The 13,782-nt window shown below is 72.4% G+C and carries 12 protein-coding genes; 10 read left to right on the top strand and 2 right to left on the bottom strand.

What is annotated here, in order from left to right; all coding sequences use genetic code 11:
- The first annotated feature begins 28 nt into the window (after nucleotides 1-28).
- The 6 genes from AC4BEG_RS27020 to cobC all read left to right on the top strand — a co-directional run bounded on the left by AC4BEG_RS27020 (nucleotide 29) and on the right by cobC (nucleotide 7,320).
- Nucleotides 29-2,218 carry a putative cobaltochelatase gene (locus AC4BEG_RS27020; RefSeq protein WP_490702336.1) on the top strand — a complete coding sequence of 730 codons (2,190 nt, stop codon included), beginning with the start codon at nucleotides 29-31 and terminating at the stop codon, nucleotides 2,216-2,218.
- Nucleotides 2,218-2,814, top strand: coding sequence for a cob(I)yrinic acid a,c-diamide adenosyltransferase (gene cobO, locus AC4BEG_RS27015; RefSeq protein ID WP_490702335.1), 597 nt, complete (start codon nucleotides 2,218-2,220; stop codon nucleotides 2,812-2,814). The genes AC4BEG_RS27020 and cobO overlap by 1 nt, the downstream gene beginning before the upstream one ends.
- Nucleotides 2,808-4,286: a cobyrinic acid a,c-diamide synthase CobB gene (locus tag AC4BEG_RS27010; protein WP_490702334.1), complete on the top strand. Its 1,479-nt coding sequence runs from the start codon at nucleotides 2,808-2,810 to the stop codon at nucleotides 4,284-4,286. Before cobO ends, AC4BEG_RS27010 begins: the two co-directional genes overlap by 7 nt.
- On the top strand, nucleotides 4,267-5,358 hold the full coding sequence (locus AC4BEG_RS27005; RefSeq protein ID WP_490702333.1) for a cobalamin biosynthesis protein: 1,092 nt from the start codon (nucleotides 4,267-4,269) through the stop codon (nucleotides 5,356-5,358). The genes AC4BEG_RS27010 and AC4BEG_RS27005 overlap by 20 nt, the downstream gene beginning before the upstream one ends.
- Nucleotides 5,359-5,438: 80 nt before the next feature.
- Nucleotides 5,439-6,278 carry a sirohydrochlorin chelatase gene (locus tag AC4BEG_RS27000; protein WP_490702332.1) on the top strand — a complete coding sequence of 280 codons (840 nt, stop codon included), beginning with the start codon at nucleotides 5,439-5,441 and terminating at the stop codon, nucleotides 6,276-6,278.
- On the top strand, nucleotides 6,268-7,320 hold the full coding sequence (gene cobC / locus AC4BEG_RS26995; RefSeq protein ID WP_490702331.1) for an Rv2231c family histidinol phosphate aminotransferase CobC: 1,053 nt from the start codon (nucleotides 6,268-6,270) through the stop codon (nucleotides 7,318-7,320). Before AC4BEG_RS27000 ends, cobC begins: the two co-directional genes overlap by 11 nt.
- Nucleotides 7,321-7,634: 314 nt before the next feature.
- On the opposite strand, the gene AC4BEG_RS26990 is transcribed toward cobC, so the two are convergent.
- Both AC4BEG_RS26990 and AC4BEG_RS26985 read right to left on the bottom strand, forming a co-directional pair.
- Nucleotides 7,635-8,528, bottom strand: a complete 894-nt coding sequence (locus AC4BEG_RS26990; protein WP_490702330.1) for an SCO1860 family LAETG-anchored protein — start codon at nucleotides 8,526-8,528, stop codon at nucleotides 7,635-7,637.
- Nucleotides 8,529-8,796: 268 nt separating this feature from the next.
- Nucleotides 8,797-9,927: an amidohydrolase family protein gene (locus AC4BEG_RS26985; RefSeq protein WP_490702329.1), complete on the bottom strand. Its 1,131-nt coding sequence runs from the start codon at nucleotides 9,925-9,927 to the stop codon at nucleotides 8,797-8,799.
- Nucleotides 9,928-10,389: 462 nt separating this feature from the next.
- Here AC4BEG_RS26985 and ectA point away from each other — a divergent pair, with 462 nt between their 5' ends.
- From ectA to thpD, 4 genes are all read left to right on the top strand, one after another.
- A complete protein-coding gene (gene ectA / locus AC4BEG_RS26980; RefSeq protein WP_490702328.1) occupies nucleotides 10,390-10,932 on the top strand; it encodes a diaminobutyrate acetyltransferase in 543 nt (180 codons plus the stop codon).
- Between the two features lie 118 nt (nucleotides 10,933-11,050).
- Nucleotides 11,051-12,316, top strand: a complete 1,266-nt coding sequence (ectB, locus tag AC4BEG_RS26975) for a diaminobutyrate--2-oxoglutarate transaminase (RefSeq protein WP_490702327.1) — start codon at nucleotides 11,051-11,053, stop codon at nucleotides 12,314-12,316.
- 41 nt (nucleotides 12,317-12,357) lie between these two features.
- Nucleotides 12,358-12,762 carry an ectoine synthase gene (locus AC4BEG_RS26970; protein ID WP_176183635.1) on the top strand — a complete coding sequence of 135 codons (405 nt, stop codon included), beginning with the start codon at nucleotides 12,358-12,360 and terminating at the stop codon, nucleotides 12,760-12,762.
- 4 nt (nucleotides 12,763-12,766) lie between these two features.
- Complete coding sequence (thpD, locus tag AC4BEG_RS26965) at nucleotides 12,767-13,654, top strand: ectoine hydroxylase (protein ID WP_490702326.1); 888 nt, start codon at nucleotides 12,767-12,769, stop codon at nucleotides 13,652-13,654.
- Nucleotides 13,655-13,782 lie beyond the last annotated feature (128 nt).

Raw genomic sequence — 13,782 nt, 5'->3', positions numbered from 1 at the left:
GCGTACGCACCGCTGGAGGTACCGCCGAATGACCACCGCCACCTACCCGTTCACCGCGGTCGTCGGGATGGCCGACATGCGGCTGGCCCTGCTGCTCAACGCGGTCTCCCCCGCCGTCGGCGGCGTCCTGGTGCGCGGTGAGAAGGGCACGGCGAAGTCCACGGCCGTCCGTGCCCTGGCCACGCTGCTGCCGCCGGTCGAGGTGGTCCCGGACTGCCGGTTCTCCTGCGATCCGGCCGCGCCCGACCCTCAGTGCCCGGACGGGCCGCACGAGCCGGGCACGGGCGCCGCGCGGTCCGCGCGGATGGTCGAACTGCCCGTCGGCGCCTCCGAGGACCGGCTGGTGGGCGCGCTGGACATCGAACGGGCGCTGTCGGACGGGGTCAAGGCGTTCGAGCCGGGGCTGCTGGCCGACGCGCACCGGGGTGTGCTCTACGTCGACGAGGTCAACCTGCTGCACGACCATCTGATCGACCTGCTGCTCGACGCGGCCGCCATGGGCGCCTCCTACGTGGAGCGCGAGGGCGTGTCCGTCCGGCATGCGGCGCGCTTCCTCCTGGTGGGCACCATGAACCCCGAAGAGGGCGAACTGCGGCCGCAGTTGCTGGACAGGTTCGGGCTGACGGTCGAGGTCACCGCGTCGCGCGACACCGAGGAGCGGGTCGAGGTGGTGCGGCGGCGGCTGGCGTACGACGAGGACCCGGCGGGGTTCGCGGCGCGCTGGGCGGAGGACGAGGGGAGCCTGCGGGAGCGCATCGCGACGGCGCGCGCCCTGCTGCCCGACGTGGTCCTGGGCGACCGCGCGCTGCGGCAGATCGCCGCGGTGTGCGCCGCGTTCGAGGTGGACGGGATGCGCGCGGACATCGTGACGGCGCGTACGGCGACGGCGCTGGCCGCGTGGGCGGGCCGGACGGATGTGCGCACCGAGGACGTGCGCCGGGCGGCGCTGCTGTCGCTCCCCCACCGGCGGCGCCGGGCCCCGTTCGACGCGCCGGGGCTGGACGAGGACAAACTCGACGAGGTGCTGCGGCAGTTCGAGGACGAGGAGCCGGAGCCGCCGGAGCCGGACGAGCCGGACCAGGGTCCCGGGTCCGAGGACGGCGACGGTGACGGGCCGGACGGGCCGGAGGGCGGCCCCGACGGTCCCGAGGGCGGCCCCGGCGGCGGACTGCCGCACGACAGCGACGGCGCGCAGGAGCCGCCGGCGGCGCCCGAGCCGTCCGTCCCCGGCCCGCGCGAGAGCGAACCCGAGGCGGCCGACGGCCCCGAGACACCCCAGGAAGCCGGGGCGGGCGACGGAGCGGGCGCGGGCGGCGGCGGGGAGAAGGCGGCCGTGGGTGCCGCCGAGCCGTTCCGGACCCGGCGGCTGGATGTACCGGGTCTGGGCGAGGGGGCGGCCGGACGGCGGTCGCGCGCCCGCACCGCGCACGGTCGCACCACCGGCGCCCGGCGCCCCCGTGCCACGCTCTCCTCGCTCCATCTGACGGCGACCGTACGGGCCGCGGCCCCGCATCAGCACGCGCGCGGACGCAGCGGTCCGGGTCTGCTGGTGCGCCGTGACGATCTGCGCGAGGCGGTGCGCGAGGGCCGGGAGGGCAATCTTGTGCTGTTCGTGGTGGACGCCTCGGGGTCGATGGCCGCGCGCAAGCGCATGGGCGCGATCAAGGGCGCGGTGCTGTCCCTGCTGCTGGACGCCTATCAGCGCCGCGACAAGGTCGGCCTGATCACCTTCCGGGGCACGGACGCGGAGCTGGCGCTGCCGCCCACCTCCTCGGTGGACGCGGCCGCCGCCCGGCTGGAGCGGCTGCCCACCGGCGGCCGGACACCGCTGGCGGCCGGGCTGTTGAAGGCCCGCGAGGTGCTGCGGGTGGAGCGGCTGCGGGACCCCTCACGCCGACCGCTGCTGGTCGTGGTGACCGACGGCCGGGCCACCGAGGCCCGCCGGGACGGCGTGGCGGGGCGGGACGGCTCGGCCACGCCGGTGGCACGGGCCGGGCGGGCGGCGCGGCTGCTCGCGGGCGACGGGATCGCCTCGGTGGTCGTGGACTGCGAGTCGGGGCCGGTACGGCTCGGGCTGGCGGGGGCACTCGCCCAGGAGCTGCGGGGGACCCCGGTGACACTCGACGAACTGCGCGCGGACAGCGTGACCGCGCTGGTCCGCGAGGTACGGAACGTTTCGACCACTTCGACCACTTCGACCGCACGGAGGGCCGCCTGATGCCGCAAGGACAACCGACCGTCGTCCCCGACGACGGGCTGACCACCCGCCAGCGCCGCAACCGTCCGCTGGTGCTCGTGCACACGGGCGCGGGCAAGGGCAAGTCGACCGCCGCGTTCGGGCTGGCGCTGCGGGCATGGAACCAGAACTGGCCGGTCGGTGTATTTCAGTTTGTAAAGTCCGCGAAATGGCGGGTCGGCGAGGAGCGTGCGCTGCGCGTCCTGGGCGATTCGGGCGAAGGGGGGACCGTCGCATGGCACAAGATGGGCGAGGGCTGGTCGTGGGTCCAGCGCGACATGGCTTCCAGCGAGGAGGCCGCACGCGAGGGCTGGGAGCAGGTCAAGCGCGATCTCGCGGCGGAGACATACCGGCTGTATGTGCTGGACGAGTTCGCGTATCCGATGCACTGGGGCTGGGTGGATCCTGACGAGGTGGTGTCGGTGCTGCGCGACCGGCCGGGGACCCAGCACGTTGTCATCACCGGGCGCAACGCACCCGCGCAGCTGCTGGACTTCGCCGACCTGGTCACTGACATGTCCAAGATCAAGCACCCGATGGACACCGGTCAGAAGGGCCAGCGAGGCATCGAGTGGTGAATGTTCCCCGTCTGGTCGTCGCCGCTCCCTCCTCCGGGAGCGGCAAGACGACCGTCGCCGCGGGGCTGATGGCCGCCTTCGCGGAGCGGGGGCTGGATGTGTCCCCGCACAAGGTCGGGCCGGACTACATCGACCCCGGCTATCACGCGCTGGCCGTCTCGCGGTCGGCCCGGTCGGCCGGGTCCGCACGGTCCACTGTGTCCGGTGGCGGGGGCTCCCGTCCCGGCCGGAATCTGGACGCCTATCTCTGTGGTCCGGACCGGATCGCCCCGCTGTTCCTGCATGGCGCGGCGGGCTGCGATCTGGCCCTGGTCGAGGGCGTGATGGGGCTGTTCGACGGTGCGGCCGGACAGGGCGAGCTGGCCTCCACGGCCCATGTGGCGAAGCTGCTGCGTGCCCCGGTGGTGCTGGTGGTCGACGCGTCCTCGCAGTCGCGGTCGGTGGCCGCGCTGGTCCATGGCTTCGCCTCCTGGGATCCGGAGGTGCGGGTCGCGGGGGTGATCCTCAACAAGGTCGGTTCGGACCGGCACGAGACCATGCTGCGCGAGGCGCTGGAGGGTTCCGGGGTCCCGGTGTTCGGCATGCTGCGCCGTACGGACGCGGTGCGGGCCCCCAGCCGCCATCTGGGGCTGGTGCCGGTGGCCGAGCGGCATGCGGAAGCGCTGGACTCGGTGGCCGCCCTCGCCGCCCAGGTGCGCGAGGGGTGCGATCTGGACGGCCTGTTGGCGCTGGCGCGCAGCGCGCCACCGCTGTCCGGCCCGGTGTGGGACCCGGTGGCGGAGGTGGGTGCGGAAGCGCTCGGGGACGCGAACGCGCTCGGGAACGTGCCCGGGACGGGCCCCGTCCCGGCCGGCCGGCCGGTGGTGGCGGTCGCGGGCGGGCCCGCGTTCACCTTCTCCTACGCGGAGCACAGCGAGTTGCTCACCGCCGCCGGGGCACAGGTTGTGCCGTTCGACCCGCTGCGGGACGAGCGCCTCCCGGACGGCACGGGTGGTGTGGTGATCGGCGGTGGCTTCCCGGAGGTGTACGCGCCCGAGCTGTCGGCCAACGAGCGGCTGCGTGCGGAGGTGGCCCGGCTGGCGGCGTCCGGGGCGCCGATCGCGGCCGAGTGCGCCGGGCTGCTGTATCTGGCGCGCTCGCTCGACGGACAGCCGATGTGCGGGGTGCTTGCGGCGGAAGCACGTATGTCGGATCGGCTGACCCTGGGCTACCGTGAGGCCGTGGCCGTCTCCGACACCGCTCTCGCCGTCGCCGGGACACGGGTGCGCGGCCATGAATTCCACCGCACCACCATCACCCCGGACGCCGGACCGGAGCCCGCCTGGGGCATCGTCCACCCGGAGCGCCGCACCGAGGGGTTCGCCCAGGGGCGGGTGCATGCCTCGTACCTCCATGCGCACTGGGCCGCGGTCCCGGGCGCGGCGGCCCGGTTCGTCGGCGGATGCGTCCCGTATGTGTCCCGCGCCGGGTGAACGGGTGGAGCTGGTGGTGGGGGTCGGTGCGAGCCGGGGGGTGTCCGCCGGGGAGGTCGCCGGGCTGATCGAGTCGGTCCTCACCGCCGAGGGCCTCGCCCCGGCCCGGATCACCGAGTTGGCCACCGTCGAGGCCAGGGCGGCCGACCCCGGCCTGCTCGGCGCGGCCGCGCGTCTCGGGGTACCCCTGCGCGGCTACCCGGCATCGGCGCTGGCGGCGGTGGATGTACCCAGCCCGTCCGCGACCACCCTCGCCACGGTGGGCACACCGGGCGTCGCCGAATCCGCGGCGCTGCTGGCGGCGGGCCCGGACGCCCAACTGCTCGTGCCCAAACGCAAGTCCACCCCGCCCAGTGGCCCCGCACGGGCCACCTGTGCGGTGGCCCGCCGCGTACCCCGTGCGCCGGGGGCCATCGAAGCCACTTCCCGGTCGTACCTCGCGCCCCTACCGGGCGCCGCCGCCGCCCAGGACGCCGAGCCCAGCCGGCCCGCACGCCCCGAGCCTGGCACCACACCCCGGCCAAAGGCCGCGACCCGACCGGGCAGCCCCGGGCCGAGCGCCGTGCCCGCGCGGCGCGGCAAGCCCGCACAGGACGGCGAAGGTTCGTCGGCTACCGGCACCGGGGCCGGGCCGGACGGCGCCCCCGCAGCCACACTGTCCGCGCAGCGCGGCAATCGCAGCCACGCCGCGCCCGCAGGGCGATGCGAACCCGTACCTCGCAAGAATCCCATGCCCCGTGCCACACCCCGGCCGCGCGGCCTCCCCACGCGGGACGCTGAGCCCGCCCACCGCGCCGGCCCCGCGCCGAACGCCGCGACCGCGCGGCGGTTCAACCCCGTGCCGCGCGGGAATCCCAACCCCCGTGCCACACCCCGGCCGCGCGGTCACCCCGCGCGGGGCAGTGGGCCCGCCCACCGCGCCACCCCCGCGCAGGACGCCGTGCCCGGGCGGGGCGCCCCGCCCCAACGGGGCAGGGCGCCAAGTCTCCGTGGCGAACCCGCCCCGGACGGCAAATCCGCCCAGGACGGACAGCGGAGACCTGCTGTCGCGCGCAGCGGCATCCGTCAGTAACGTCTCGGGGGCGAACCGGCCCCCGCCGCACCCCCGTTCGCCGAGAGCCCCCGCATCACCTGCACCATCAAGGAGAGCTTGTGACGACCCCGCCAGCGCTGCTGATCGCCGGCATCGGCACCCGGGACGACAGGCACGCCACCGTCTTCCACAACTTCGTCCAGGAGGTGGCCGCCCGCCACCCGGAGCTGCCCGTGGCGGGCGGCCTCACCGGACCGGGCGGCGCTCATCCCCTGTCCGACGCGATAGGCCGTCTCGTCGAGGACGGGGTGACCCGATTCGCCGTGGTGCCGCTGACCCTCATACCCGTGGAACACCCCAGGGACGGCATCGCCGCCGCGCTCGCCCAGGAGGCGGAGCGGCACGCCGACGCCTCGTTCTCCTGCGCCCCCGCGCTGGGCCCGCACCCCGCTCTGCTGGATGTGCTGGAGCGCCGCCTCGACGAGGCGCTGGGCGACGGCCGCCGACGGCCCTCGGACCGGGCCGAGACCACCGTGCTGCTGGTGGGCGGCGGTTCGCCGCTCCCCGAGGCCAACGCCGAGGTGCACCGGGCGGCGCGGCTGATGTGGGAGGGCCGCGGTTTCGCGGGGGTGGAGGTGGCTTTCGCCTCCATCGCCGCACCCGACGTGCCGTTCGGCCTTGACCGCTGTGCGCGGCTCGGGGCACGACGCGTCGTTGTGCTGCCGTACGCCCTCTTCCCCGGCGACGCGCTGGAGCGAGTGCGGCAGCAGGCGGAGGGCTGGTGGCTGGCCCATCCGGAGGTCGAGGTGATGACCGCCGACGCCATCGGCCCGGCAGAGGCGTTGATGGAGGTTGTCCTCACTCGTTACCAGGAGGCGGCGGGAGCCTCCGAGCGGGCGGGCTTCACCTCCGAGGACCACGCCTTCGCCCACCCCGACGCACACGCCGATGTCCGCTGAGTTCGATCTGCGGCACCACGGGGACGCGGAGGTACGGGGTGCCGACGCCGAGTTGACGGACCTGGCCGTCAACGTCCGGGCTGATACGCCCCCGGACTGGCTCAAGGCCCGGATCGCCGCGTCCCTCGACGGGCTGGCCGCCTACCCCGACGGGCGGGCGGCCCGCGCGGCGGTCGCGGCGCGCCATGGGGTGCCGGTCGGCCGGGTGTTGCTGACGGCGGGAGCGGCGGAGGCGTTCGTCCTGCTGGCGCGGGCCCTTCAGGCGCGGCGGCCGGTTGTGGCGCATCCGCAGTTCACCGAGCCGGAGGCCGCGTTGCGGGACGCCGGGCACCGGGTGGAGCGAGTCGTCCTGGACGAGCGGCACGGCTTCCGGCTGGACCCGGCGGCGGTGCCGGACGACGCGGATCTGGTGGTGATCGGCAACCCCACCAACCCCACGTCGGTGCTGCACCCGGCCGATGTGCTGGCCGGACTGGCCCGGCCGGGACGGACGCTGGTGGTGGACGAGGCGTTCATGGACGCCGTGCCGGGTGAGTCCGAGTCCCTGGCGGCCCGAACCGATGTGCCGGGGCTGGTGGTGCTGCGCAGCCTCACCAAGACCTGGGGCCTGGCGGGGCTGCGTATCGGCTATGTGCTGGCGGATGAGGAGACGATCGGCGCGCTGGAGCGGGTGCAGCCGCTGTGGCCGGTGTCCACGCCCGCCCTGGTGGCGGCCGAGGCGTGCTGTGCGGGCCCGGCGTTGGCCGAGGCCGCGCGGGCGGCGGAGCGGACGGCCGCCGACCGGGCCCATCTGGCCGCCCGGCTGGCGGAGTTCCCGGAGGTGCGGGTGTGCGGCCCGGCCGCCGGGCCGTTTCTGCTGATCCAGGTACCGGGCGCCGCCGCGCTGCGCACCAGGCTGCGGGAGCTGGGCTTCGCCGTACGGCGCGGCGACACCTTCCCGGGTCTGGGCCCGGACTGGCTGCGGCTGGCGGTCCGCGACCGCCCCACCACGGACCGGTTTGTCATAGCCCTGGGCAAGGCCCTGGCGGAACACCGCCCTTGACCTCCTGAGAGCCGGGAAGACCCCCGCCCCCTGTGGGGTCGGGTAGAGGCGGCGTCGGAGCACGGGGTCCTGGCACCCGATCCAGGACCCCGGCCCCGCCACCGCCCATGCCCACGCCCCCGCGCCTCAGGGGCGTGGGGAAGGCCGACCCCGCGCCCCGGACGGACGCCGACCCCGGGCCGGGCCACACCGGGCCGATGCCCGCTCCCGCGCCGTCGTCACGGCACGGGAGCGGGGACCACCGGCACCTGCCACCTGCCACCCGTCGGTGCCAGTGAGTGCCAGTGAGTGCCGGTCAGTGCGCTGAGTGCCGGTTACGCGTCGGCGTCCGCTCCGGCGCGACGCCGGCGGGCCAGGGCCACGGCCCCACCTCCCAGCACCAGCAGCAGCGCGCCGCCGCCGATCAGGTACGGCGTGGCCGAACTGCCACCGGTCTCGGCCAGGTTCTCCGGCTTGGGATCGGGCTTGGTCTGGTTGCCTACCTCCGGGGTCTTCGGCTCGTCCGCGGCCGCGGGGGACTCGCAGGTCGCGCGGGCGAGTGTGATCTGGCCGTTGACCTCGGAGACGTTCAGCTTGAGCGGGTTGACCGAGACCTTGAGGTTCAGGGCCGTGGCCGCCGCCGTGCTGGATGTGACCGAGGTCTTCGACAGGTCGAGCTGGACCTTGCCGACCGACGGCACGTCGACCGTGGCGGTGCCGCCCGCGGTCAGGTTGACCTTCTTCCCGAGCACGGTGGCGCTGCCGAGCACGTTGGAGTCGGCGGTCGGCCGCTTCCCGGCCGCGCAGACCGCCTTCGAGGTCACCTGCTCGACCTGGATGAGCGGCATGGTGGCCAGACCGGGCACATGGACCTGGGCGTTGACGAGGTTGGAGTAGCCCTCGGCCCGCTGCTTGTCCACGGCCGCCCGCGCGGTGGCCACATCGGCGCGCAGCACATTGAACGGCTTTCCGCCGTCGACCCCGTCCAGGGTCGCGGAGAGCGCGGTCTTGCTGGCGGTCTGGGGCGCGTGCACCTCGTTGAGGGCGACGGCGAGCGGTGCGGAAACCGTCTTGTTGAGCAGCGCGACGTTCAGGTCGGTGCGGAGCACGACCGCGTCGGCCTTACCGGTGGTCTTGCCGGTGTCGGCATGCGCGGACCCCGCGGGCAGGGCGCCCAGGACGGAGACAGCGGCAGCAGCAGTGGCGGCCGCCAGACGGCGAGCAGGCATGCCGAAGAAGGTGTTACTGGAACAGGACACGTGAGTTGACCCCCACAGGAGACATGGAGCCGCCGGCGCCTGCCGCGGGGGACTCCACGGGCGCCGACGGCCTCGACCACGCCATATTTGCGCACCGACGGTAAACAGGCAGACACATGATGTCCGTTCATCCCAAAGGGTGGGGTTCGGCGCTGAGTTCGAACCCGGTCGAACTCCTCCACCGACCTCGGACCCCGCCTTCGGACCCCGCCCTCGGACCCCGGCCGCCAACCCGGCCTCAGGCCACGACCCGCCCCCGCAGCACCACACGCCGCGGCGACGTCAGCACCCGCACGTCCTCCCGCGGATCCGTCTCGTACACCACGAAGTCCGCGGAGGCCCCTTCCGTGAGGCCCGGCCGTCCGAGCCACGCCCGTGCGCCCCAGGTGGCCGCCGAGAGCGCGTCCCGGGCCGGAATGCCGGCCTTCACCAGCTCGGCCACCTCCTGGCCGACCAGCCCGTGGGCGAGCGAGCCGCCCGCGTCGGTGCCGGTGAAGATCGGGATGCCCGCGTCGTAGGCCGCGCGCACCGTCTCGTAGCGGCGTGCGTGCAGCTGCCGCATATGGTCCGCCCAGCGCGGGAACTTCGCCTCGCCGCCCAGGGCGAGCCGGGGGAAGGTGGCGATGTTGACCAGGGTCGGGACGATCGCGACCCCGCGCTCCGCGAACAGCGGGATGGTCTCCTCGGTCAGCCCGGTGGCGTGCTCGATGCAGTCGATCCCGGCCTCGACCAGCGGTGCGAGCGTCTCCTCGGCGAAGCAGTGGGCCGTGACCCGGGCGCCGAGCCGGTGGGCCTCGGCGATGGCCGCCTCGACCGCGCCGCGCGGCCAGCAGGCGCCCAGGTCCCCGGTCTCGCGGTCGATCCAGTCGCCGACCAGCTTGACCCAGCCGTCGCCGCGGCGCGCCTCCGCCGCGACATACGCGACCAGGTCCTCCGGCTCGATCTCATGGGCGTAGTTGCGGATGTAGCGCTTGGTACGGGCGATATGGCGGCCCGCGCGGATGATGCGGGGCAGATCCTCGCGGTCGTCGATCCAGCGGGTGTCGGAAGGCGACCCGGCGTCCCGCAGCAGCAGCGCCCCGGCGTCGCGGTCGGTCAGGGCCTGCTTCTCACTGGTGGACTCGTCCACGGGGCCATGGGCGTCGAGGCCGACATGGCAGTGGGCGTCGACGAGGCCGGGCAGCACCCAGCCCTCGATGAGGCGGACGTCACGCGCCCCGGCCGGGCGCCGGAAGGTGATCTTGCCGTCGAGCACCCACAGTTCGTCCCGGACACTCTCGGCGACCTCGGCGACCCCGGCGACCTCGGCGTCGTCCCCCGGCCCCACCAGGACCCTGCCCTTGATGTGCAACACCGCGCAATCCCTCATGTCACGCACTGTACGAGACCGAGCACAACATCAGGTACGGCCATCACTTCCGTCAGTCAGTTCCCCGGGGCTTCCGCCCGTTCCTCGGGGCCTCGCCGGGACTTCCCGGTATGTTCCTCTGGACTTCTCCGCGGAGGATTGAATTCAGGGTCGCCAAAAGATAAATTCTTGACGCCTTTCCAGTGCAGCTTCCCACAATCGTCTGCCCGCTCCCCGGGAACTTAAACCCAGATTTTTCCCACGCTCCGGATCCCAGAATTCACGCCCGCCGCCTGCCCGATTGCAGAGATGTGACGGACTCCACACGCGAGGCGATTCATCCCGCTAACTCCCGTACAAACCAACGCTTTTCAGCGATCCGCCGCGCGTACGCACGTGCCCGCGTGATAACACACCCACCCCCCTCCGCGTAACCCCTCCCCACGATGCAATTTTGGATTTCGCTCGGTAAATTTAATTTGCATGACCGCCGCACAAGCAGACCTAGCCCGTAGCGAATTGGATTTGCCGGAGGGACTGACCCTCGACACACCGCGCGTCGAGGACGGAGCCGCGATCTGGCGAATCGCTCGCGACTCCAAGACCCTGGACCTCAACTCCTCCTACAGCTACCTCCTGTGGTGCCGTGACTTCGCAGCCACCTCCGTGGTGGCCCGCGACGCCGCGGGCGGACCGGTCGCCTTCATCACCGGCTACATCCGCCCCGAGCGTCCCGAGACGCTCGTCGTCTGGCAGGTCGCCGTCGACCACGCCTGGCGCGGCCGCGGACTGGCCGCCACCCTGCTGGACGGGCTGACCCAGCGCGTCGCCGGGATGGGGGTCCGTGGCATCGAGACCACGATCACCCCGGACAACACCGCCTCGAACCGGCTGTTCACCTCGTTCGCCGAACGGCACGGTGCGCCGGTGGAGCGCGAGGTGCTCTTCCACGGCGGGCTGTTCCCCGACGGAGGACATGAGCCCGAGGTGCTGTACCGCATCGGCCCCCTCGCGGAGCGGCCCTGATCCGGTCCGGGATCCGGTCCGGGTCCGACCGCGGCCCCTGACCGCGGCCCCGCTCCCCCTCCCACCCAACGCCCCCTCCTCACCCCCCCTCGTAACACTCATCTCCCAGGAGAATGCTGTGACCATCACCCCGCCCGCCCTGAGCGTCTTCGAGGCCCTGGAGTCGGAGGTGCGCAGCTACTGCCGTGGCTGGCCTGCTGTCTTCGACCGCGCCCAGGGCAGCCACATGTACGACGAGGACGGCCACACCTACCTCGACTTCTTCGCCGGTGCCGGGTCGCTCAACTACGGCCACAACAACCCGGTACTGAAACGCGCACTGATCGACTACATCGAGCGCGACGGTGTGACGCACGGTCTCGACATGTCCACCACCGCCAAGCGCGCGTTCCTGGAGTCGTTCCAGAACAACATCCTTCGCCCGCGCGACCTGCCCTACAAGGTCATGTTCCCGGGCCCGACGGGCACCAACGCCGTCGAGTCCGCGCTGAAACTGGCCCGTAAGGTCAAGGGCCGCGAGGCGATCGTCTCCTTCACCAACGCCTTCCACGGCATGTCGCTGGGCTCGCTGGCCGTCACCGGCAACGCCTTCAAGCGCGCCGGTGCCGGTATCCCGCTGGTCCACGGCACGCCGATGCCGTTCGACAACTACTTCGACGGCACGGTGCCGGACTTCCTGTGGTTCGAGCGGCTGCTGGAGGACCAGGGCTCCGGCCTCAACAAGCCCGCCGCCGTGATCGTCGAGACGGTCCAGGGCGAGGGCGGCATCAACGTCGCGCGTCCGGAGTGGCTGCGCGCCCTGGCCGAGCTGTGCGAGCGCCAGGACATGCTGCTGATCGTGGACGACATCCAGATGGGCTGCGGCCGCACCGGTGCCTTCTTCTCCTTCGAGGAGGCGGGCATCACCCCTGACATCGTGACCGTCTCCAAGTCCATCAGCGGCTACGGCCTGCCGATGTCGCTGTGCCTGTTCAAGCCCGAGCTGGACATCTGGGAGCCGGGCGAGCACAACGGCACCTTCCGCGGCAACAATCCGGCATTCGTCACCGCCGCCGCGACCCTGGACACCTACTGGTCCGACGGCCAGATGGAGAAGCAGACGCTGGCCCGCGGTGAGCAGGTCGAGCAGGCCCTGCGCGCCATCTGCGACGAGGAGCAGTCCGGTGCCCACTTCCGCGGCCGCGGTCTGGTCTGGGGCCTGGAGTTCGAGGACAAGGACCGCGCCACCGCCGTGTGCCGCCGCGCCTTCGAACTCGGACTGCTCGTGGAGTCCTCGGGCCCCGAGAGCGAGGTCGTCAAACTGCTGCCCGCACTGACCATCTCGCCCGAGGAGCTGGACGAGGGCCTGCGGACCCTCGCCCGCGCGGTCCGCGAGACCGCTTGACCGTTCCATAACAGCACCACAGAGAAAGGCAGCAACTCACCGTGATCGTCCGATCCTTCAAGGACATCGAGGGCACCGAACGCCATGTGAAGGCGAAGTCCGGCACCTGGGAGAGCAAGCGCATTGTGCTGGCCAGGGAGCGCGTCGGCTTCTCCCTGCACGAGACCGTGCTGTACGCGGGCACCGAGACGTCGATGTGGTACGCCAACCACATCGAGGCCGTGCTCTGCGTCGAGGGCGAAGCGGAGCTCACCAACGACGAGACCGGCGAGAAGCACTGGATTACGCCCGGCACCATGTACCTGCTGGACGGCCATGAGAAGCACACGATGCGGCCGAAGACCGACTTCCGCTGCGTCTGTGTCTTCAACCCCCCGATCACCGGACGGGAGGACCATGATGAGAACGGCGTATACCCGCTGATCACAGAGGACGAGGAGGTCTGATCCGATGACCACGGTCACTGACCTGTATCCGACCCGAGGAACAACCGAGGTGGCCACACCGCGGGTGGACCCGGTGGTGTGGTCCGAGCCCGGCGCCCCGGGCCCGATCACGGAGTCCGAGCTCAGCGACTTCGATCGCGACGGTTTCCTCGCGATCGAGCAGCTGATCGCCCCGGACGAGGTCGCGGTCTACCGGGACGAACTGGACCGGCTGATCCACGACCCGGAGGTACGTGCCGACGAGCGCTCGATCATCGAGCCGAAGTCGAAGGACGTACGGTCGGTGTTCGAGGTGCACCGGATCAGTGAGGTCTTCGCGAACCTGGTGCGCGACGAGCGTGTGGTGGGCGGCGCCCGCCAGATCCTGGGCTCGGACGTGTATGTCCACCAGAGCCGGATCAACGTCAAGCCGGGTTTCGGCGCCTCGGGCTTCTACTGGCACTCGGACTTCGAGACCTGGCACGCCGAGGACGGTCTGCCGAACATGCGGACCGTGTCGATCTCGATCGCGCTGACCGAGAACTTCGACACCAACGGCGGGCTGATGATCATGCCCGGCTCGCACCGCACGTTCCTCGGCTGCGCAGGTGAGACGCCGAAGGACAACTACAAGAAGTCGCTCCAGATGCAGGACGCGGGCATCCCGTCGGACGAGGTGCTCACCGCGTTCGCGGACAAGCACGGCATCAGGCTGTTCACCGGCAAGGCCGGGTCGGCCACCTGGTTCGACTGCAACGCCATGCACGGCTCGGGCGACAACATCACGCCCTACTCGCGCAGCAATGTCTTCATCGTGTTCAACAGCGTGGAGAACACCGCGGTGGAGCCGTTCGCGGCGCCCATCCGCAGGCCGGAGTACATCGGAGCGCGGGACTTCACCCCCGTGCGGTGAGCCGAGTCGGCCGTACGCCGAGTCGGCCGTACGGTAAGCCGACGCACGCCTGAGCCTGAGGGGAGCCGGGATGTCCCGGCTCCCCTCAGGCTTTCCTGGCCACGTCTCAGGCTTTTCTGGCCACGGAG

Source organism: Streptomyces sp. JLBJ103, from assembly GCF_058215575.1.
This window is presented reverse-complemented; position numbering and strand designations above follow the sequence as displayed.